Below are 19084 nucleotides of genomic sequence, written 5' to 3'. Positions count from 1 at the left end.
GGATGGCGGTGCCCGGCGCCCAGCTTCCGGGCGGACGGCCGTCACTCGCCCTGCAAGACCGGGACGGCGGGTCCACTCCGGCCGCGCCGGGCACCGCCATCCGTGCCGGAATCCGGGCCGGCGACGCGCGCATAGACTGCCGCGGTGAGCGACGACGAGGAGGCACCCCGGGCGGACGTGCCGGCCGGAACGGGCGCGGCCCGGCGCGGGACGGCCTGGATGATCCTCGGCGTGGTCGCCGCCGCCCTGCTGATCTGCTGCTGCTCCGCCGCCATCGGCGTGGCGGTCTCCTGGTCCGCCGGCCTCTTCGACGCCCGCTGACCGCACCCGACCGGCACGGATCGAGAGCACAGCCGGGGCGGCGTCAGCGGGGAGCCGGTCCCGCGCCGACCAGCGCGGCCGCCTCGCCCGTCCGCACCATCCGCTGCCAGCGCAGCCGGTTGCCGATCACCGCGGTGACCACCGACTGCACCACCACCAGGTACATCACCTGCCGGTAAACGAGCTGCTGGAACGGCAGCGTCCACAGTGGGCCGAACCGCTCCCGGTCCAGGCGCAACGCGTACGCGGCGGTGAAGCCCTGCAGCAGGAGCAGCCCCGCCCAGGCCAGGACCAGCGCCGACCAGGGCAGGAAGAGCAGCCCGTAGAGGGCGAAGACGTCGACCGCCGGGGCCGCCAGCGGCAGCAGGATCTGGAAGACGGTGAGGTACGGCAGGCCCCGCCGCCCCAGTTTGCCGCCGGCGCCCGGCTCGCGCAGCGCGTGCCGGTGCTTCCACATCGCCTGCATCGTCCCGTAACACCAGCGGTAGCGCTGCCGCCAGAGCTGGCGCAGCGACGAGGGCGCCTCGGTCCAGGCGATCGCGCCCTCCTCGTACACCACCCGCCAGCCGGCCCGGAGCACCCGCATCGTCAGGTCGGTGTCCTCGGCGAGGGTGTCGGCGGGGACACCGCCCACGGCCAGCAGCACCTCCCGGCGGAACGCGCCGATCGCGCCCGGGATGGTCGGCATGCACTCCAGCACGTCGTACATCCGGCGGTCGAGGTTGAAGCCGATCACGTACTCCAGGTGCTGCCAGCGGCCGAGCAGCCGACGCCGGTTGGCCACCTTGGTGTTGCCGGAGATCGCGCCGACCGTGGAGTCGGCGAAGCCCTGCACCAGGCGGTGCACGGTGTCCGGCTGGAACACCGTGTCCCCGTCGACCAGCACCAGCAGGTCCGCCCGGGCGGCCCGGATGCCGGTGTTCAGCGCCGCCGGCTTGCCGGCGTTGGCCTGCCGGATCACCCGCACCCCGCGCAGCCGCAGCCGCTCGACGATCTCCGCGGTGCCGTCGCTGGAGCCGTCGTCCACCACGATCACCTCCAGCGCCGGGTACGCGCTGGCGACCAGCGACCGCACGGTGGCGGCGATGTTCGCCGCCTCGTTGTACGCCGGCACGATGACCGAGACCGGGGCGTTCACCTCGGGCCGGCGGTACCGCGGCCGGCGGACCCGGCGGACGTGCAGCTGGGCGCAGACCACCTGCACCGCCAGCCGGGCGACGCCGAGCAGCAGCGCGACGCCGAGCAGCAGGTTCATGGCCGCGGCCAGCCAGCCGGAACCGGTCTGCGCCCAGCGCAGCGCGGTGCCGCTGAGCCGGGCGCCCGCGCCGGCCGGCACCATCGAGTCCGGCGCGCCGATCCCCGCCGAGACGGTGGTGAACCGGTAGCCCTCGCGGGTCAGCTGGGGCAGCAGCTGGTCGAGGGCGGCCACGGTCTGGCTGCGGTCGCCGCCGCCGTCGTGCATCAGGACCACCGCCCCCGCCCCGTCCTGCGGACCGGCGGCCCGGACGATGGCGGGTACGCCGGGTCGCTGCCAGTCCTTGGTGTCCCGGTCGGTGAGCACGCCAACGTGGCCGCTGCCTGCGGCGTCCCGCAGCGCCTGGTACTGCGGCCCGGTGAGCGAGGTGGTGACCGACGAGAACGGCAGCCGGAGCAGGGTCACCTCGCGGCCGGTGGCCCCGGCGACGGCGCTGCGGGTCCAGGCCAGTTCGAACCCGGCCCGCCAGCGCGGCACCGCGGTCAGGTCGGCGTGGGTGAAGGTGTGCGAGCCGATCTCGTGGCCCTCGGCGAGGATCCGCCGGACCAGCTCCGGGTGCTCGTCGACCCGCGCGCCGACCACGAAGAACGTGGCGTGCGCGTGGTGCCGGCGCAACACGTCAAGCACCTGCGGGGTCCAGCGCGGGTCCGGCCCGTCGTCGAAGGTCAGGGCGATCGTCCGCGCCGGCATCCGCCGGGTGACCGGCGTCGGCCCGTCCAGCCGCAGCACCGGCCCGCCGGCGGCCGCCTGGCGGAGGGCGGGCGAGGCGGGCGCGTCCGACGGGCCGGACCCACCGCCGACGTTGGTGACCAGCCCGTTGAAGCTCAGCGCCGCGAGCAGGACGAACAGACCGAGCAGGAGCAGCAGCCAGTGCGCCCGAGGGTCGGGCCGGGCCACGTGTCTCGCCATCGTCATGGCTTGCGCGGGGTGCGGCTGGGCTTGGCGGTGCGCCGCTCGGCGCCCTGGCCCGGCGGGCTGCTCATGGACGCCCGGGGCGCCGGGGCGGTGGCCCGGGCGCCGGCGGAGGTCGGCGAGGGTGCCGGAGCGGGCACGGAGGTGCTGGTCACCGGCACCGGGCGCGGGCTGGGGCTGCTCGGCTGGCGTACCTCGCCGGGGGCGTCCACCCCGGCCTCGACGGGGGGCCGCTGCCTGGTCTCCGACCAGCCGGGCAGCGGGACGGAGGAGTCGAAGAAGAGGCCGGCGAGGATCAGCCCGAGGCTGGTCAGCAGGCCGAGGCCCATCGCCGCGCCGGCGATGACGGTGAGCCGGCGACGTCGTCCGGTCCGGTCGACGAAGACCGGTGGCGCCCCGCCGGGCTGGTTCTGCATGCTGGTGATCTCCCGATGTTCCGCGTTCCGCCGGCCGGTCCGGCCCCGGCCCCGGCCCGGAGGGACCCACCGGCGGGTCCTCCGCAGGCAACAGCGTGACCGGCGGCGGCGGCGTCACATCAGGTCGTCCGCAACTCCTCCACCGCGGTGCTGGAGCGCAGGAAGAGCAGGCCGACCCCCACGGTCACCAGCACCGCGCCGAGGGCGCCGGCGCCGAGCCAGGCCAGCCGGTCCCACGGTACGTCCGGCGGCACGGTCACCCGGGAAACCCACTCCGTGCGGACGTACTGGGCGCGGGTGACCTCGCCGGCGCAGAGCTTCTCCCCGGCGTCGCAGATCTCCTGCGAGTAGCCACCGCCGGTCGGCGCCGGGAACGCGCCCCGGACGAGCAGGAGACCGACGGTGAGCGCGACGGCGATCGCGGGTGCCGCCGGCGCCAGGGACTGCCAGAGGATGGACCGGCCGATGACCCCCCGGGGCACCCCGGTCGCCACCAGCGCCGCATACGCCTGCCGCCGGGCGACGATCCCCTCCACCAGCGCGACCAGCAGGCCGCCCGCCGCGATCGTCATGGCGACCGCGACCGCCAGGTCGACCAGGTCCATCGCGCCCAGGTAGAAGTCGTCGGGTGCGGCCATCCCGTTGCCGGTCCGCCGCCCCAGTTCGATCGTGGCCAGGAAGTCGGCACGGATCCCGGCGGCTCCGGCCCCGAAGATGAGCGCGGCGAGGAGCGCGGCGAAAGTCCGGCTGCCCGCCCACGGATCGGCTGTCAACCGGCAGGCGGCCAGCAGCGCGGCCGGCCCCCGGGCGTACCGGTGCAGCAGACGGCCGGTGCGGTGGGAGATCCAACCGGTCCCGGTGACCACCCCGATCATGGCGATCAGGCCCCCACCGACCAGCAGCGTCGGCAGCAGCCAGAGCGGTGGCTCGCTGTGCCGACGCTCGTACCAGAGCCCGGCCGGCCGGAAGGCGGCGAAGGCGGCCAGCCCGAGCAGGATCAGCAGGCCCGGCCAGGGCCAGGGCGGCCTGGTCCGGGCCTTCCGGGCCACGCCGAACGGGGTGGTCGTCACCCGACGCAGCAGCAGGGCGGTGGCCAGCGTGGCGAGCGCCGGCAACCCGAGCACCACCGCCACGATGCCAGCCGTCGGCGGGTACACGTCGGTGGGGAGCGGAAGCCGGCCTTGGGCGTCCGGCCGGTGCATCAGCTGGTGACCGGCCAGGTAGATCAGCAGCCCGGTCGACGCGCCGAGCAGGGCGGCCAGGCCGGTCTCCGCCGCGGCGACCCGGGTGACCTCGCCGGGGGTGGCTCCGGCCAGCCGGAGCGCGGCCAGTCGACGGTCCCGGGCGGGAGCGCCGAGCCGGGCGCACTGCCCGGCGAGGCCCAGCACCGGGAGCATGAGCAGCAGCAGGGCGAACGCGGTCCCGCCGCGCAACCCCGGCTCTCGCAGCAGCCCGTTGGTGTACTGGTCGGAGAGTGCGTCGGACCCCCCGGATGGTGTCGGGATGGCCAGCACGGTCAGCGCGGCCAGGCCGGCGAGGACGGCGAGCGTGGCGCTCAGCGCGGTCAGCACTACCCGGGCGGTGTCGGTGCGGGTGCCGGCCAGGGCGAGGCGGACCAGGGTGGCCGGCCTCACCGGTGGCCGCCCGCGAGCGGCGTGTCCAGCCCCAGCCCGGTGTGGTCGACCAGGCCGTCCCGGAGCATCACCTCCCGGTCGGCGTACGCGGCGATCCGTGGCTCGTGGGTGACCAGCACGACGGTGGTGCGCTGCTCGCGGGCGAGCCGGACCAGTTGGGTGAGCACCTGCTCGCCGGCGAGGGTGTCCAGCGCGCCGGTCGGCTCGTCCGCGAACAGCACCCGGGGCTCGGTGATCAGCGCCCGGGCGGTGGCACAGCGCTGTTGCTGACCGCCGGACATCTCGCCGGGCCGGACGTCGGCGACCTCGGCCACTCCCAGCCGGTCCAGCCAGGTCAGCGCCGCCGTCCGCGCCTCTCGCCGCCCCGTGCCGGCGAGAAGCAGCGGAAGGGCGACGTTCTCCGCCGCGGTCAGCTCGGCGACGAGCTGGCCGAACTGGAAGAGCACCCCGAACTCGGTGCGGCGCAGCCGGGACCGGGCCGCTTCGGACCAGGTGTCGATCCGCGCGCCGCGCCAGGTGACCTCGCCCGCGTCGGGGCGGAGGATGCCGGCGAGGCAGTGCAGCAGGGTGGACTTGCCGCACCCGCTCGGGCCGGTCACCGCCACGATCTCCCCCTCGGCCACGTCGAGGGTCACCCCGCCGAGCGCGGGTGTCCTGCCGTACGCCTTGACCACGCCGCGAGCTTCCAGGTGTGTCACGAGTGCACCTCCCGGTGCCAGTCGGCGACCCGGTCCAGGGTGGTGTGCAGCCACCGCAGGTCGGCGTCGAGGTGGGCGATGGCGAAGTCGGCCGCGACGACGTCGTCCAGGGTGGCCGAGGGGGCGGTCTTGACGGCGGTCAGCTCGCGCAGGCGCGCGGTGTGCGCCCGGCGCTGGGCGGTCAGGTACGCCCGGGCCCGGTCGACGTCGGCGGCCAGCAGCGCGACGACCACCTTGGCGAAGAGCGTGCTGGCCACGTACGGCACGGGCGGCTCAACCGTGCTGAGCCAGTGCTCCAGCGCGGCCCGTCCCTCGTCGGTGAGCGCGTATGCCGTGCGGTCCGGACCGCCGTCGCGCTCCTGCCCGGCGGGCACCACCAGCCCGTCGCGTTGGAGGCGGGCGAGGGTGGCGTAGACCTGGCCGAAGGCGAGCGGCCGGGCCCGGGGCAGCCGCGCGTCGTGGGCCCGCTTCAGCTCGTACCCGTGCCGCGCCCCACCCGCCAGCAACCCGAGCAGAACATGCTGAGTGGACACCGCACCACTATTCACTCAGCGAATAGCCCCGTCAACCCCTCCCCCTCCCTCCCGCGCGATCTTGCAGTTGGTGCCCCCGCAATACCGGGCAAGTGCCGCGAAAAGCGGGCCCCAACTGCAAGATCGCGTGAAGCGGGAGCGGCTGGCGGGGAGGGAGGGTGAAAGGGTCAGGGGTGCCAGATGGGGTTGCGGCCGGTGCGGGACAGGAGGCGGTCCAGGTCGGTGGCGTCGGGGGTGGTCGGGTGGGGTGCGGCGAAGGCACCCATCTGCTGGCCGGTGTCGCCCATCCGGTCCATGAACCCGTGCAGCTCGGCGAGGACCTCCGGCTCGACGTCCAGGCGCTGGCCGGTGGCCCGGGCCAGGTCCCAGGCGTGCACCGTCAGGTCGGTCAGGGCCATCGCACCGACCGTCTCCTGCGGCAGGCCCATGCCGGGCGAGACGCCCTCCAGGCTGGCCGGGTCGGCCCAGGCCTCGACCAGGCGGGCGGTCTCCGCCGCGAACCGGTCCCGCCAGCCCTCGGTCAGGTGGTCGGTCTTCGCCGACCAGTCGACCTCCCGTCTCCGGGCGAGCGCCTGGAAGTTGACCACCACGTCGTACAGGTGGTTGAGCAGGTCGCGCACCAGGTAGTCCGGGCACGGGGTGGGCCGGGAGAGCTGGTCGTCGGAGATGCCGCGGACCACCGCCACCGTCCGAGGTGCGGCGGTGGCCAGCAGCTCACTAGTCTTCGTGGTCATAGGGCCAGCGTATGAAGGTGGTCTTGAAGAAATGCGACAGCGACCGCGGCGGGACAGCAGGGGCATCCTCGACCCCGGCCGGCTGCTGCGGCAGGTCCGCTTCCGCCGCCGGTTGCCCACCCCGGCGCTGCAGGCATACGTCGAGCACTACTGGCTCATCGACTGGGAGCTGACCGAGCCCTTCGAGCAGCGGGTGGTGCCGCACCCGGCGGTCAACGTGGTGTTCCACGGCCCGGCAGGCGGCCCGGAGACCGCCGAGGTGGCCGGCCCCGCGGGCGAACTCTTCGCCATCACCCTGCACGGCGCCGGCCGGACCAGCGGCGTCCAGTTCCGGCCGGGCGGCTTCCGGCCCTTCTGGCGACGGCCGGTCGCCGAGTTGACCGGCCGACGCCGGCCGCTCGAAGCCGTCGGCCTCCCCGCCGCCGGCCCGGTCTGCCTCGGCACCGACGACGACCGCTGCCGCCGGCTGGACGCCCTGCTCACCGGCTGGGCGCCCCGGCCCGACCCGCTGGCCGCCGAAGCGACCGCGCTGGTCGAGGAGATCCGCGCCGACCGGGGCATCCGGCGGGTGGACGACTTCGCGCGCCGGCACGGCGTGTCCACCCGACGGCTCCAGCGGCTCTTCCTCGACCACGTCGGCGTCGGTCCGAAGTGGGTGATCCGGCGGTACCGGCTCCAGGAGGCGATCGAGCAGGCCGCCGCCGGCGGGCCGCTCGACTGGGCGACGCTCGCCACCGACCTCGGCTACAGCGACCAGGCCCACCTCGTCCGCGAGTTCACCGCCGTCACCGGGGTCTCCCCGGCGGCGTACGCCCGCTCGCTGAGCTGACCGGGTCCGCGACCGACGGGCCGGTCAGCGACGGCGGAGGGCGACCACGGCGATGTCGTCGTGGATCTCCGGCGGGGCCAGCTCGACCAGCAACCGCTGGCAGAACTGGTCCAGGTCGTCGTCCACCCGGGTGGCGACCGCGCCCAGCGCGGCCATCCCCTCGTCGATGGTGGCGTCCCGCCGCTCGATCAGGCCGTCGGTGTAGAGGACCAGCGTCGCGCCGGCCGGCAGCACGAACTCCAGGTCCGGCGGGCGGGGCGCGCGGACCCCGAGCAGCGGAGCGGCCTGCTCGACGAACTCCACCCGGCCGTCCAGGCTGACCAGCGCCGGCAGGTGCCCCGCGCTGGCCAGCCGGATCAGGCCGCTGCCAGGGTGCAGCAGCAGTACGCAGATGGTGGCCAGCTCGTTCGGCAGCAGGGTACACATCAGCTCGTTGACCCGGTCCAGGATCACCCCCGGCTGGTGCCCCTCGACCGCGTACGCCCGGACCGCGTGCCGCAGCTCGGCCATCACCGTCGCGGCGTGCAGCGAGTGCCCGGCCACGTCGCCGATCGCCATCAGCAGGTGCCCGTCGAGCATCACCAACTCGTAGAAGTCGCCGCCCACCTCGGTCTGGGCGCTGGCCGGCTCGTACCGGACCGCCAGGTCCAGGCCGGCGATCTCGGGCAGCCGGCGGGGCAGCAGGCTGCGCTGGAGGGTGACCGCGATCCGGTGCTCCTCGTCGAAGGAGCGCTGTGCCTCGGCCGCCGAGGCGATCGCCTGGGCGAGTTGCACCAGCACCGGCGTCCGCACCGTCTGGGTCGCGGTCGGCACCACCACGTAGAGCGGGGCCCGGTCCTCGCGCAGCTTGGCGGCGGCCACGGTCACCGTGTCACCGGTCGGCCAGTCGACCAGATCCCACGCGGCGGGCTCGTCGACCCGGACGGTGGTGCCGATCGGCACCCCGGTGTCGTCGACCACCCACGGGACGACGTGCGGGGCGGCGTCCGGGCCGGCCGCCACGCCGGCCAGGCAGTCCCCGTCGAAGGTCTCCGCGATCACCGCCGCCGGGCTCTTGAAGATATGCGCCGCGCCGGCGGCCGCTGCCTCCAGCAACCGGACGAAGTTCGAAGCGGCGTGCATCTGCACGGTGGCGTCGGCGAGCGCGGCCAGTCGCTCGGCGAGCAGCTCGGCCCGCTGCCGCGCCTGGTAGTAGCGGAGCACCGCGTGCGCGGTGGCGACCAGTTCCTCCGGCTCGATCGGCTCGGCCAGGTAGGCGTCGGCGCCCCGGGTCAGCCCCTGCGCCCGGTCCACCACGTCGACCGCGTGCGCGGAGACGTGGATGACCGGCATCGCCGGGTTGCGCTCCTTGATCCGTTCGCAGACCTCGAAGCCGCTGAGGTCCGGCAGCCGGACGTCGAGCACCACCAGGTCCACCCGGTCGGTCTCCAGCCGGGTCAGCGCCTCGGCGCCGTTCTCCGCCTCGATCGTCTCGAACCCGGCCCGGGTCAGCCAGCTCACCAGCAGATAGCGCTTGGCACGACTGTCGTCGACCACGAGCACGGTCGTCGCGCCGCCCCCCACCGTCACGCTCCGCCCGTGGGCAGGGTGACGGTGAAAGTGCTGCCGCGGCCCGGCGCGCTGGACAGCTCCAGCGTCCCGCCGAGCAGCATCACCAGCCGGCGCGCGTACGGCAGCCCGAGGCCCGTGCCACCGACCCGGGTCGCCCCGGGCACCTGGTAGAACTCCTCGAAGACCCGCTCGTGCAGCTCCGGCGGGATGCCGACGCCGGTGTCCGAGACCGACAGCGACCAGCGGTCGTCATGCCGCTCCGCGCGCAGCCGCACCTCGCCCCGCTCGGTGAACTTCAACCCGTTGTGCAGCAGGTTGCGCAGCACCTGGGCGAGCAGCACCTCGTCGGAGCGGACGGTGGCCGGGTGCGGCGGCTCCTCCACCACCAGCTCGACCTCCGGCCGGGTGGCCAACGCCCGCAGCGTGCCCCGGAGCTGCCCGTAGAGCGCCCGCAGGTCCACGTCGGCCCAGTTCGGCTCGATCCGGCCGGACTCGGCCTTGGCCAGGTCGAGCAGCTCGTTGACCAGGCCGAGCAGGTCGTCCGCCGACGACCGGATCAGTCCCACCTGGCGGGCCTGCTCGGTGGTGAGCGGGTCGGAGGCGGAGTCACCGAGCAGCCGGGACAGCCCGATGATCGCGGTGACCGGGGCGCGCAGCTCGTGGCTGACGTTGGCCAGGAACCGGCTCTTCGACTCGCTGGCCGCACGCAGCTGGGCGGACTTCTCGTCCAGCTCGGCGTAGAGGGCGACCACCCCGCGGTTGGTCTCCTCCAACTCCTCGGTGAGCTGGTTGTAGAGCGCCATCACACCCCGGTTGGTCTCCTGGAGCTCGGAGTTGAGCACCTCCAGCTCGTCGCGCTGGCTGCGTACCTCGTCCAGCGCGGCGATCAGCTGCTGGTTCTGCGTGGCCAACTCGTCCAGGGCGGTGCCCGGAGCGGTGTCGGCCAGCTCCGCACGGAGTTCGGCCAGCCGTTCCAGGGTCAGCGCCGGCGAGTTGGCGGGGACACGTCGGGACATCCTCACGACCGTATCCCCCTCGTCCGCCACGACGCCCAGCATGTCCACCAGCCGCGCCACCGCGCCGGACTGCGGCTGGTAGCTGCCGTCCGGGAGCGGGCGCACCGGCGCGAGGTCCGCGTACAGCACGTACCGCCCGGCGGCGACGTCGAAACACCGAGAAGGTGACGTCCGCCCCGCCGGCGGTCCGCAGCAGGTCCCGGGCGACCTCGCTGAGCGCCGTGGCGATCCAGACCTGGTCCTGGTGTTCCAGCCCGACCGCCGCGGCGACCTCCCGACCACGCTGCCGGACGACGAAGATGTCCTGTTCGACCCGGAGCGCCATCTGGAGCAGCGGGGGTGTGCCGGCCGGCCCGGTCATGACCAGCCCTGGGCGACCAGGACGGAGGCGTCGTCGCGGCGGGTACCGGCGTCCCGGAGCAGGGTGGCGGCCGTCACCAGGGGCGACCGCCCGAGCAGGCCGGGGTAGTCGGCGAGGTCCCAGCGGTCGACCACGCCGTCGCTGTGCATGACCAGCCTCGCGCCGGCGGCGAACGGGTACTCGTACTCCCGCACGGCGGGGCGCTGGTGGCCGGCGATGCCGGGCAGCGAGACCAGCCCGCGACGCCGCTCGCCCTCCACCACGATCATGGCTGCGATGTTGCCGAGGCCGGCGTACCGGAGCAAGCCCATGGCCGGATCCAGCTCGGCCACGGCCAGCGCGGCCCCCCGGGTGTGCGCGATGGCCCGGTGCAGATGCTGCACCACCGTGGCCGGCGAAGTGGCCGGTGCGTCCCGGAACGCGGCGAGCGCCGCCTCCGTGGCGGCCGCCGCCAGCGGCCCGTGCCCGAGGCCGTCGCAGACCAGCACCTGGTGGCGTCCCTCGGCGACCCGGACGCCGTACCCGTCGCCGCTGACCTGTTCACCGGTGATCGGCCGGACCAGCCCGCCCGCCCAGGACGGCTCGGGGGCCGGCCCGGACCAGACCTGCACGGCCAGGACCGTGCCCCGGTCCGGTTGCGAGTAGCCGTCGTACCAGGTCGCCTGCCGGGCGATCGCGCCCAGGCCGATGCCCAGCGTGCCGGTGGTGGAGTGCCCGTCCCGCGACGAGACGGTCAGGTCGGCCATGCCCGGCCCGGAGTCGATGGCCACCAGCTCCACCCCGGCCCGCCCGGCCCGGCGCGCCGGGCGGAGCAGCAGCACCCCCTCCTGGGCGTGCTTCACCAGGTTGCTGGTCAGCTCGGCGGCGACGATGGCCAGGTCGGCGACGCGGCGCTCGCCCAACCCCAACTGGACGCCGAGGCGCTCGGCCGCCCGGCGTGCGCCGCTGCCCGCGCCACTGCCCTCCACCCGGAACCAGAGACCGTGGTCGGCGACCACGTCGCCGATCATCGGGACCACTTGGTGACGGTGATCCGGGTGCCCTCGTCGACGGCGGTGACGATGTCGAAGTCGTCCACCAGGCGGCGGGCTCCGCTCAGCCCGAGGCCGAGGCCGCCGCCGGTGGTGTACCCGTCGGTCAGGGCCAGGTCGAGGTCCGGGATCCCCGGCCCGGAGTCGGTGAAGACGATCCGCACCCCGCGGCGGCGGCCGTCGTCGACGCCCGCCACGTCGGCGGTGCCGCCCCCGCCGTGGATCAGCGTGTTGCGGGCCAGCTCGCTGGCGGCGGTGACCAGCTTGGTCTGGTCGACCAGCGAGAGCTTCGTGGCCACCGCGACCGTACGCACCAGCTGCCGTACCCGCACGACGTCGTCGTCGCTGCGGATCGCCTGGGTCTGCGGCGCGCCCAGGTCGACACCGGCGGTCATGTCGTGGCCGTCGTCTCGGCGTCCTCGTCGCCGTCGACCATGACCCACTCGTCGGTGCGGGCCGCCGCGATCAGCTCCATGCCGCGCTCGACGTTCAGCGCGGTCCGGATGCTGTTGAGCGACAGACCCAGCTCGACCAGCGTGATGGCCACGGCGGGACGCATCCCGACCACGACCGTCTCGGCGTCCAGCACCTTGGAGATGGACGCGATGGTGGAGAGCATCCGGCCGACGAACGAGTCGACGATGTCCAGCGCCGTGATGTCGATGATCACGCCGTGGCAGCCGGTGGCGACGATCCGCTCGGCCAGATCCTCCTGGAGCATCACCGCCGTCTGGTCGGACATGTCGACCTGGATGGAGACCAGCAGGATGTCGCCGATCTTGAGGACCGGCACCCGCTCCATCAGGACTCCCGGCGCTGGTGGCGGCGGGCGTTGTCCACGCCGGTCAGCCGCAGCACGTGCCGCAGGGCGTCGGCGAGGCTCGCCTTGGTGGCGATGTCGCCGAACTCGATGCCGAGGGCGACGATCGTCTGGGCGATCTGCGGCCGGATGCCGGAGATGATGCAGTCGGCGCCCATCAGCCGGGCGGCCACCACGGTCTTGAGGATGTGCTGGGCGACCTGGGTGTCAACGGCCGGGACACCCGTGATGTCGATGATCGCGTACGGCGAACCGGTGTCGACCAGGGTCTGGAGCAGCCGCTCCATCACCACCTGGGCGCGGGCCGAGTCGAGCGTGCCCACCAGCGGGACCGCGACCACGCCCTCCCAGATCTTGACCACCGGGGTGGAGAGTTCGAGCAGCTGCTCGGCCTGGTCGGCGATCAGGCTCTCCCGGGTGCGGACGAAGCTCTCGAAGGTGAAGAGCCCCATCTGGTCGATCAGGGCGGAGAACGCCACGAAGTCGCGGAGGTTACCCGCGTTCTGGTCCTCCTCCATCAGCTCGAGCAGGACGTCCTTCAACGCGAAGACACTGATCGCGGTCTCGCTGGCGGAGAAGCCCTGCCGGGCCCGACCGCGGGACAGCTCGGCGAGCACGGCGCGCAGCTCGCCGCCCTGCTCGGAGTCGAGGTCGGTGAGGCCGTTCTCGACGGCGCCGATCATGCTACGGTGCAGCTCCTGCACCTGGCGGGCGAGTTCGGCGTGACTGAGCCGCCCCCGCAGCGACGAGGCGACGAGCTCCGTCCAGCGTCGGATCAGCTGCTCGGCGTTCTTGGTCAGCAGACGGGCGAGCCAGCCACTTTCTTCGGCGCTCAACGCCATTCTGACTTCCCAGGACTGGCGAACCGGCCGGACTCTACCACCGGAGCTATTCCGACTACTTGCCACATGGCAAGGAATGATCGTCGGCACCCGTACGGCTCCCGTTCTGCGTGTTCCCCGCTTCGTGGGATACCGTTCCACCGAACACAGGAGGTCGACGAATGTCCCTGACGGTGCACACGGAACAGCGCGGCGACGTGGTCGTCGTGTCGGTCGCGGGCGAGCTGGACATGGCGACGGCACCGCAACTGCAGGACCAGATCACCGATCTGCTGGACAAGGGACGCAGCCGCCTTGTCTTCGACCTGGCGAACGTGTCGTTCTGCGACTCCACCGGACTGTCGGTGTTCGTCCGCGCCAAGAACAGCTGCGACGAGGCCGGCGGCGTGGTCCGGCTGGCCGCCCCGCAGCGCGGGGTGCTGCGCATCCTCGAGGTCAGCGGGCTGGTCGAGGTGCTGCACACGTACCCGACGGTCGAGCAGGCCGTCGCGGGCGACCCCACGCCGGCCTCCTCCTGAGCCACCTTCCTCAGCGCTCGTCCTCGATGTAGCGGGGACGAGCGATCACCATGCCCGCGCCGGTCTGCACGGCCAGGGCCGCGAGGAGGAAGCCGAGCGGCGCGGTCCAGCCCCCGGTCGCCTCGTAGAGGATGCCGACCAGCAGCGGGCCGAGCGCGGCAATCACATATCCGGTGCTCTGCGCGAAGGCGGACAGTGCCACCGTGCCCTCGGCGGTGCGGGCGCGCAGCCCGATGGTCGTGAGGATCATCGGGAAGGCGCCCTGACCGAGGGCGAGCAGCAGCACCCAGAGCGGGGCCAGGCCGCGCGGTGCGAGCGCCAGGCCCAGGTAGGCCGCGGTGGAGAAGGCGGTCAGCGCGAGCACCAACGGACGCAGCGTGCGCAGCCGGCCGGCCAGGGTCGGCATCCCCAGCGCGACCGGCACGCCGAGCGCGGTCACCCCGGCCAGCAGCAGCCCGGCGGCCTCGGGCGCGTAGCCGGAGTCCCGGAAGAGCTGCGCCAGCCAGCCCATGATCGCGTACCCGCTGAGCGACTGCGCGCCGAAGTAGACCGCCATCGCCCAGCCCAGCCGGGTCCGCTCGGGCCGGATCCGGGCCGGGGTGGCCACGGCCGCAGTCGGGGTCGCCGCCCGCCGGGCGGCGCGGGCCCGCAGCGCCAGCGGCACCCACGGGAGTACGGCCACCGCGGCCAGCCCAGCCCAGACGCCCAGCCCGGCCCGCCAGGAGCCGAAGGCGTGCGCGACCGGCACGGCGGACGCAGCGGCGACCGTCGTGCCGATGGTCAACGCCATCGTGTACGCCCCGGTGACCAGCCCGGTGCGGTGCGCGAAGTGCTGCTTGACCAGCATCGGCAGCAGGATGTTCGCCACCGCGATGCCGGCCAGCGCCAGCGCGCTGGTGAGCACGAAGACTGCCGCGGAGTCGGTCGCCACCCGGAGCACCTGGCCGACCGTGAGCGCGAGCATCGCCACGACCAGGACCCGGGCCGGCGCGTACCGGCGGACCAGCCACGGGGTGAGCGCGCCGAGGCCGGCGAAGGCGATGGTGGGCAGGGTGGTGACGAAGCCGGCCATTGTGCCGGAGAGACCCAGACCGCCGCGCACCTCGTCCAGCAGGGCGCCAAGGCTGGTCACGGCGGCCCGCAGGTTGAGCGCGACCAGCAGCATGCCGACCAGCACCAGCGCGCCGCCGGTGGCCGAGGACGGGGTGCCGACCCGCGTGGCGGCCGGCGCCGGGCCGGGCACGTCGGTGGTGGGTGTGCCCTCGGCGGTCGGGGTCCGGTCCCGGATCGGGGCCTCGGTGCTGGCGGGTGGCGGGGTCATGACCTCGAACCTACAATCATGGGATGAATTTCGGCAGCAGGTGTAACCGGTGACACCGCCCGTCGATTCCGTCGCCGTGCCGCCGCGCGGCCAGCGGGTACGGGACACGATCGCCCAGCTCCGGGCCCGGATCCTCGGCGGCGAGTGGCCGGTGGGCGGCCGGATCCCAACCGAGCCGCAGCTGGTCGCCGCGCTCGGGGTGGGGCGGAACACCGTCCGGGAGGCCGTCCGCGCCCTGGTCCACGCCGGCGTGCTGGAGTGCCGTCAGGGCTCCGGGACGTACGTGGTGTCCACCGACGAGCTGGCCCCGGTGGTGGCCCGCCGGCTCACCGACGACCGGATGGCCGAGGTGGTCGAGGTGCGCCGCGCCTTCGAGGTGGAGGCGGCCCGGCTCGCCGCGCTGCGGCGCACCCCCGATGACCTGGCGGCGCTCGACGCCGCGCTCGACGCGCGGGAGGCCGCCTGGCGCTCCGGCCGGGTGGACGACTTCGTCGAGGCCGACGCCGCGCTGCACACCGCGGTGGTCGCCGCCGCGCACAACGGCATGCTCGCCGAGCTGTACGCCTCGGTCGGCGCCGCGCTGCGCAGCACCGTCGCCCAGGCCATGGGCGACGCGCTGTCGCCCGAGCGGTACGTCGACCACGGTCGACTCGTGGCCGCCATCTCCGACGGCGATCCCGCACGCGCGGCGATCGAGGCCGGCGCATTTCTGGAGCCGCCCTCCAGGGCTTAGGTTGTCCCGGACGCAGAATCGGACAGCACGGGAGTGTGGATGCTCAAGGGCTTCAAAGACTTCATCATGCGCGGCAACGTCGTCGACCTGGCGGTCGGTGTCGTCATCGGCGCCGCCTTCACCGGGGTGGTCACGGCCTTCACGAACTCGTTCCTGAAGCCGATCATCAAGCTGGTCGGCGGCGGCGAAGACCAGGTCGCTGGCGCCTGGGAGATCAGCAAGGGCAATCTCATGGACTGGGCGGGGTTCATCAACGCGCTCATCACGTTCCTGCTGACGGCCGCGGTGCTCTACTTCCTGGTCGTATTCCCGATGAACAAGCTGGCCGAGCGGCGCAAGCGGGGCGAGGAGCCACCGCCGAAGGCGCCGAGCGAGGAGGTGCGGCTGCTCACCGAGATCCGGGACGCGCTCGTCTCCGCCGGTCACACCACCCCCGGACAGCAGCGGGGGGCGCTGGACGACGTGCTGGGGCGCCGGAACGAGCCGCCGGTCGGGCGCTGACGTAGCACATGCACAACGGCCCCCGCGGGAATCCCGCGGGGGCCGTCCCATGTCGTACAGGTGTTCGATAGAGTCCCGCCATGGAACAGCGCAGGCACTGGTGGAACGGGAAGTGGGGGCGGCTGGCCCGGCGGGACGTCTTCCTCCGGGCGGACGGGGACCGCTGGCACGTCGAGCAGCGGGCCGGCGGCGCCGAGGGGGTCTCCCGGTTCTACGAGTACGCCAGCGCGGAGGAGGCCGAGGAGACGGTCCGGGCCCTGCTGGAGGGGCTGGACGGCTGGCGTGAGCTCTCCCCCCGCCCGCCGAGCGGCTGGGCCCCGTCCGTTTAGCGCGGGCGCGGCCCGGGAACCGCGCCTGCATGAACCAGCAGGGTACGCAGCAGCAGGCCACCATCTCCCGGGTCACCACCGGCATGCGGGTGGTCGACTCGACCGGCGCCGAGATCGGCACGGTGGATCTCGTCCAACGCGGCGACCCGACCGCGGTGACGGTGCAGGCGCCCACCGCCGACCCGGGCAGCAGCCTGGACGAGCTGATCGAGGCGACCGCGGTCGAGGAGCCGGACGTGCCGGCCGACCTGGCCGCCCGGCTGCTGCACAGCGGCTACCTGAAGGTCTCCACCGAGCTGGCCCGCACCGGGGCGGTCTACGTGCTCGCCGACCGGATCGCCACCGTCTCCGACGGCCAGGTACGCCTCGACGTCCCCGCCGCGGAGCTGCCCCCCGAGGAGTGAGGCGGGCGGGCGCACCTCCCGGACACGCTACGAAGCTGATGTCGTCGATGAATCATCGCTGAATCCCCTACCGTGGGCGGGATGTGGATGGTGATCGGAGAGCAGCGCGGCACGCCGGCGGATCCGGACCAGCGGTCGGCCCAGTTCACGCACATGGCCGAGGTGACCCGGCAGAGTCCCGGGTTCGTCCGGGGCTGGTGGGGCGCGGACGACGACGACCCGGAGCTGAGCCACGCCCTGGTCGTCCTCGACACCCTCGACAACGCCCGGGCGCTGAAGCGGATGGTCGAGGCGAACGTCACCGGGGTGCGCCTGCGCCTCATGGAGATCGGCGTCGCGGTCGACGGAGCGTCCTGACCGCACGAGCGGGGTGATGACGCAAACGATTCAACTGCAAAGGACGCCGTGCCCGGTCCCGGCCCTCAGCGGACCGGCGGCCCCGACAACGCCGCCCGTCCCCCGCCTCCGGCCTGCGGCACGTCATCGCCCCGCGGCACGACCTCGGCCGGCGCGACGGCGCCCTCGGCCGGCTCCGTGGTCGCCGCCCGGTCGTCGCCGCCCGGTCGCCGGCGGCGGAACAGCAGCAGCATGAGCCAGCCGGCGACCAGCCCCCAGAACGCGCCGCCCACCCCCAGCAGGCTGACCCCGGAGGCGGTCACCACGAAGGTGACCACGGCAGCCTCCCGGGCCTCCGGTTCGGCGACGGCCGCGGAGACCGCGCCGGCCAGCGCGCCGAGCAGCGCCAGGCCGGCCACCGCCTCGACCAGGATCGGCGGGGAGAGCAGCACCAGCGCGGTGGCCACGCCCGCGCCGAGGCCGAGCAGCGCCAGGCCGATCCCGGCGGTGACCGAGGCGATCCAGCGGCGGTCCGGATCCGGGTGGGCATCCGGTCCGGCGGCCAGCGCGGCGGTGATCGCGGCGAGGTTCACCGCGTGCCCGCCGGCCGGCGCGCCGAGCGCGCTGGCCAGCCCGGTCACCCGGAGGGCGGAGCCGAGCGGCGCCCGGTAGCCGTAGCCGGCGAGGACGGCCATCCCGGGGACGTTCTGCGCGGCCATGGTGACCAGGAAGAGCGGCAGCGCGAGGCCGACCACCGCCGGCAGGGTCCAGGCCGGCGTGGTCACCTCGACGGTGGGGGCCAGGTGCAGCCGGCCGGGCCCGGCGGCGGGGGCGGTGAGCGCGATGGCCACCGCCGCCACCGCCAGCGCGGCCGGCACCGCCCAGCGGCGGGCGAACCGGTGCAGGACGAGCCAGGTGAGCACCACCGGGGCGGCCAGCCGGGGCACCTCCACCAGCGCCCGGACCGGGGCGGTGCAGAGCGGTAGGAGCACCCCGGCGAGCATCGCGCTGGCGATCGGGCCCGGGATCGCCGCGACCGCGCGGCCGAGCGCGGGGATCAGCCCGGCCGCCGCGATCAGCAGGCCGGTGGCCAGGAACGCGCCGACCGCCGCCGGCCAGCCGCCGGGCACCGGGCCGGTGGCGACCAGCAGCGCCGCGCCCGGGGTGGACCAGGCGATGGCCATCGGCAGCCGGTGCCGCAGCCCGAGCCAGACCGCGCAGAGGCCGGCCGCCACGCAGAGCACCAGCAGCCCGGAGGCGGCCTGCGCGTCGTCGGCGCCGACCGCCCGCAGCCCGGCGAGGACCACGGTGAACGAGCTGGCGAAGCCCACCAGGGCCGTCACGACGCCGGCCAGCACCGGTTGCAGTCGGCCCGCCATCCGCCCCCCTCCACCGGCTGTTCCGTTTACGGAACGACGACGTGTAGCACCATAGCGGCATGGCGTCGCCCCCACCAGCTCGTGACCCCGCACCCGGAACGGTCGGCCTGCGGGTGCGGGCGCTGCGCGAGGAACGCGGAATCTCGCTGTCCACCCTGGCCCGGCTGGCCGGCGTCGGGAAGGCCACCCTCTCCGGCCTGGAGAACGGCACCCGCAACCCCACCCTGGAGACCCTGTACGCGGTCACCGCGCAGCTCGGCGTGCCGCTCACCGCCGTCCTCTCCGGGCCCGCCGAGACGCCGACCGTACGCGGGGCGGCGGTGAGCGCCACCCTGCTGGAGGTCTTCACCGACAGCGACGCGACGTACGAGCTGTACCGGATGCGGGTGGCGCCCGGCCCGGGCCAGCTCTCCCCCGCCCACCAGGCCGGGGTCACCGAGCACGTCACCGTCTTCTCCGGCGTGCTGCGCGCCGGGCCGGTGGACGCCCCGCTGACCGCGGCGGCCGGCGGGCACCTGCGCTGGACCTCCGACGTGCCGCACAGCTACGCCGCCGTCGGCGACGACGAGGTCTGGGCCAGCCTGCTGCTGCGCTACCCGCGCCGCTGACC

At 74.3% G+C, this 19084-nt stretch carries 22 protein-coding genes and 1 pseudogene; 9 read left to right on the top strand and 14 right to left on the bottom strand.

Annotation, left to right across the window (positions count from 1 at the left end; translation table 11 throughout):
- Window positions 1-144: 144 nt before the first annotated feature.
- Complete coding sequence (locus DKT69_RS38385) at window positions 145-321, top strand: hypothetical protein (protein WP_161557874.1); 177 nt, start codon at window positions 145-147, stop codon at window positions 319-321.
- Window positions 322-364: 43 nt separating this feature from the next.
- On the opposite strand, the gene DKT69_RS18325 is transcribed toward DKT69_RS38385, so the two are convergent.
- The 6 genes from DKT69_RS18325 to DKT69_RS18300 all read right to left on the bottom strand — a co-directional run bounded on the left by DKT69_RS18325 (window position 365) and on the right by DKT69_RS18300 (window position 6503).
- The gene (locus DKT69_RS18325) at window positions 365-2485 is read right to left on the bottom strand and encodes a bifunctional polysaccharide deacetylase/glycosyltransferase family 2 protein (protein WP_109802745.1); all 2121 of its coding nucleotides are present in this window, start codon (window positions 2483-2485) and stop codon (window positions 365-367) included.
- Between the two features lie 2 nt (window positions 2486-2487).
- Complete coding sequence (locus tag DKT69_RS18320; RefSeq protein ID WP_109802744.1) at window positions 2488-2904, bottom strand: hypothetical protein; 417 nt, start codon at window positions 2902-2904, stop codon at window positions 2488-2490.
- A 119-nt stretch (window positions 2905-3023) separates the two neighbouring features.
- The gene (locus DKT69_RS18315) at window positions 3024-4538 is read right to left on the bottom strand and encodes an FtsX-like permease family protein (protein WP_109802743.1); all 1515 of its coding nucleotides are present in this window, start codon (window positions 4536-4538) and stop codon (window positions 3024-3026) included.
- Window positions 4535-5236, bottom strand: a complete 702-nt coding sequence (locus DKT69_RS18310) for an ABC transporter ATP-binding protein (RefSeq protein WP_109802742.1) — start codon at window positions 5234-5236, stop codon at window positions 4535-4537. The genes DKT69_RS18315 and DKT69_RS18310 overlap by 4 nt, the downstream gene beginning before the upstream one ends.
- The gene (locus tag DKT69_RS18305) at window positions 5233-5769 is read right to left on the bottom strand and encodes a PadR family transcriptional regulator (protein WP_109802741.1); all 537 of its coding nucleotides are present in this window, start codon (window positions 5767-5769) and stop codon (window positions 5233-5235) included. Before DKT69_RS18305 ends, DKT69_RS18310 begins: the two co-directional genes overlap by 4 nt.
- Window positions 5770-5936: 167 nt before the next feature.
- Complete coding sequence (locus DKT69_RS18300) at window positions 5937-6503, bottom strand: TIGR03086 family metal-binding protein (protein WP_109802740.1); 567 nt, start codon at window positions 6501-6503, stop codon at window positions 5937-5939.
- A gap of 31 nt (window positions 6504-6534) precedes the next feature.
- Here DKT69_RS18300 and DKT69_RS18295 point away from each other — a divergent pair, with 31 nt between their 5' ends.
- Entirely contained in the window at window positions 6535-7332 is a 798-nt protein-coding gene (locus DKT69_RS18295; protein ID WP_109802739.1) for a helix-turn-helix domain-containing protein, read from the top strand.
- Window positions 7333-7356: 24 nt separating this feature from the next.
- Here DKT69_RS18295 and DKT69_RS18290 read toward each other — a convergent pair whose 3' ends face one another.
- The 6 genes and pseudogenes from DKT69_RS18290 to DKT69_RS18265 all read right to left on the bottom strand — a co-directional run bounded on the left by DKT69_RS18290 (window position 7357) and on the right by DKT69_RS18265 (window position 12953).
- Entirely contained in the window at window positions 7357-8895 is a 1539-nt protein-coding gene (locus tag DKT69_RS18290; RefSeq protein WP_109802738.1) for a SpoIIE family protein phosphatase, read from the bottom strand.
- Between the two features lie 2 nt (window positions 8896-8897).
- A pseudogene (locus DKT69_RS18285) lies at window positions 8898-10260 on the bottom strand (sensor histidine kinase).
- A complete protein-coding gene (locus tag DKT69_RS18280; RefSeq protein WP_109802751.1) occupies window positions 10257-11270 on the bottom strand; it encodes a SpoIIE family protein phosphatase in 1014 nt (337 codons plus the stop codon). Before DKT69_RS18280 ends, DKT69_RS18285 begins: the two are co-directional and overlap by 4 nt.
- Complete coding sequence (locus DKT69_RS18275) at window positions 11267-11686, bottom strand: ATP-binding protein (RefSeq protein WP_109802737.1); 420 nt, start codon at window positions 11684-11686, stop codon at window positions 11267-11269. Before DKT69_RS18275 ends, DKT69_RS18280 begins: the two co-directional genes overlap by 4 nt.
- Window positions 11683-12093, bottom strand: a complete 411-nt coding sequence (locus DKT69_RS18270; RefSeq protein WP_109802736.1) for an STAS domain-containing protein — start codon at window positions 12091-12093, stop codon at window positions 11683-11685. The genes DKT69_RS18275 and DKT69_RS18270 overlap by 4 nt, the downstream gene beginning before the upstream one ends.
- Window positions 12093-12953 carry an STAS domain-containing protein gene (locus DKT69_RS18265; RefSeq protein WP_109802735.1) on the bottom strand — a complete coding sequence of 287 codons (861 nt, stop codon included), beginning with the start codon at window positions 12951-12953 and terminating at the stop codon, window positions 12093-12095. Before DKT69_RS18265 ends, DKT69_RS18270 begins: the two co-directional genes overlap by 1 nt.
- Before the next feature lie 161 nt (window positions 12954-13114).
- Here DKT69_RS18265 and DKT69_RS18260 point away from each other — a divergent pair, with 161 nt between their 5' ends.
- A complete protein-coding gene (locus DKT69_RS18260; RefSeq protein ID WP_088976933.1) occupies window positions 13115-13471 on the top strand; it encodes an STAS domain-containing protein in 357 nt (118 codons plus the stop codon).
- Window positions 13472-13481: 10 nt separating this feature from the next.
- Here DKT69_RS18260 and DKT69_RS18255 read toward each other — a convergent pair whose 3' ends face one another.
- Window positions 13482-14792, bottom strand: a complete 1311-nt coding sequence (locus DKT69_RS18255; RefSeq protein ID WP_109802734.1) for an MFS transporter — start codon at window positions 14790-14792, stop codon at window positions 13482-13484.
- A 49-nt stretch (window positions 14793-14841) separates the two neighbouring features.
- Here DKT69_RS18255 and DKT69_RS18250 point away from each other — a divergent pair, with 49 nt between their 5' ends.
- From DKT69_RS18250 to DKT69_RS18230, 5 genes are all read left to right on the top strand, one after another.
- On the top strand, window positions 14842-15525 hold the full coding sequence (locus DKT69_RS18250; RefSeq protein ID WP_109802733.1) for a FadR/GntR family transcriptional regulator: 684 nt from the start codon (window positions 14842-14844) through the stop codon (window positions 15523-15525).
- 39 nt (window positions 15526-15564) lie between these two features.
- Complete coding sequence (gene mscL, locus DKT69_RS18245; RefSeq protein ID WP_109802750.1) at window positions 15565-16026, top strand: large conductance mechanosensitive channel protein MscL; 462 nt, start codon at window positions 15565-15567, stop codon at window positions 16024-16026.
- Between the two features lie 80 nt (window positions 16027-16106).
- Entirely contained in the window at window positions 16107-16355 is a 249-nt protein-coding gene (locus DKT69_RS18240) for a hypothetical protein (RefSeq protein WP_109802732.1), read from the top strand.
- A gap of 29 nt (window positions 16356-16384) precedes the next feature.
- On the top strand, window positions 16385-16759 hold the full coding sequence (locus tag DKT69_RS18235) for a hypothetical protein (protein ID WP_109802731.1): 375 nt from the start codon (window positions 16385-16387) through the stop codon (window positions 16757-16759).
- A gap of 81 nt (window positions 16760-16840) precedes the next feature.
- On the top strand, window positions 16841-17116 hold the full coding sequence (locus tag DKT69_RS18230) for a hypothetical protein (RefSeq protein WP_109802730.1): 276 nt from the start codon (window positions 16841-16843) through the stop codon (window positions 17114-17116).
- Window positions 17117-17181: 65 nt separating this feature from the next.
- Here the strand turns inward: DKT69_RS18230 and DKT69_RS18225 are convergent, their stop codons facing one another.
- The gene (locus DKT69_RS18225; RefSeq protein WP_236647996.1) at window positions 17182-18474 is read right to left on the bottom strand and encodes a benzoate/H(+) symporter BenE family transporter; all 1293 of its coding nucleotides are present in this window, start codon (window positions 18472-18474) and stop codon (window positions 17182-17184) included.
- A 59-nt stretch (window positions 18475-18533) separates the two neighbouring features.
- Between DKT69_RS18225 and DKT69_RS18220 the strand changes: the two genes are divergently transcribed.
- Window positions 18534-19082: a helix-turn-helix domain-containing protein gene (locus tag DKT69_RS18220; protein WP_109802729.1), complete on the top strand. Its 549-nt coding sequence runs from the start codon at window positions 18534-18536 to the stop codon at window positions 19080-19082.
- The last annotated feature ends 2 nt before the right edge of the window (window positions 19083-19084 follow it).

The sequence above is a fragment of the Micromonospora sicca genome, from assembly GCF_003172935.1.
Lineage (GTDB): Bacteria > Actinomycetota > Actinomycetes > Mycobacteriales > Micromonosporaceae > Micromonospora > Micromonospora sicca.
Note: the sequence above shows the minus strand (reverse complement) of the source record. Positions and strands in the feature narration are given on the sequence as shown.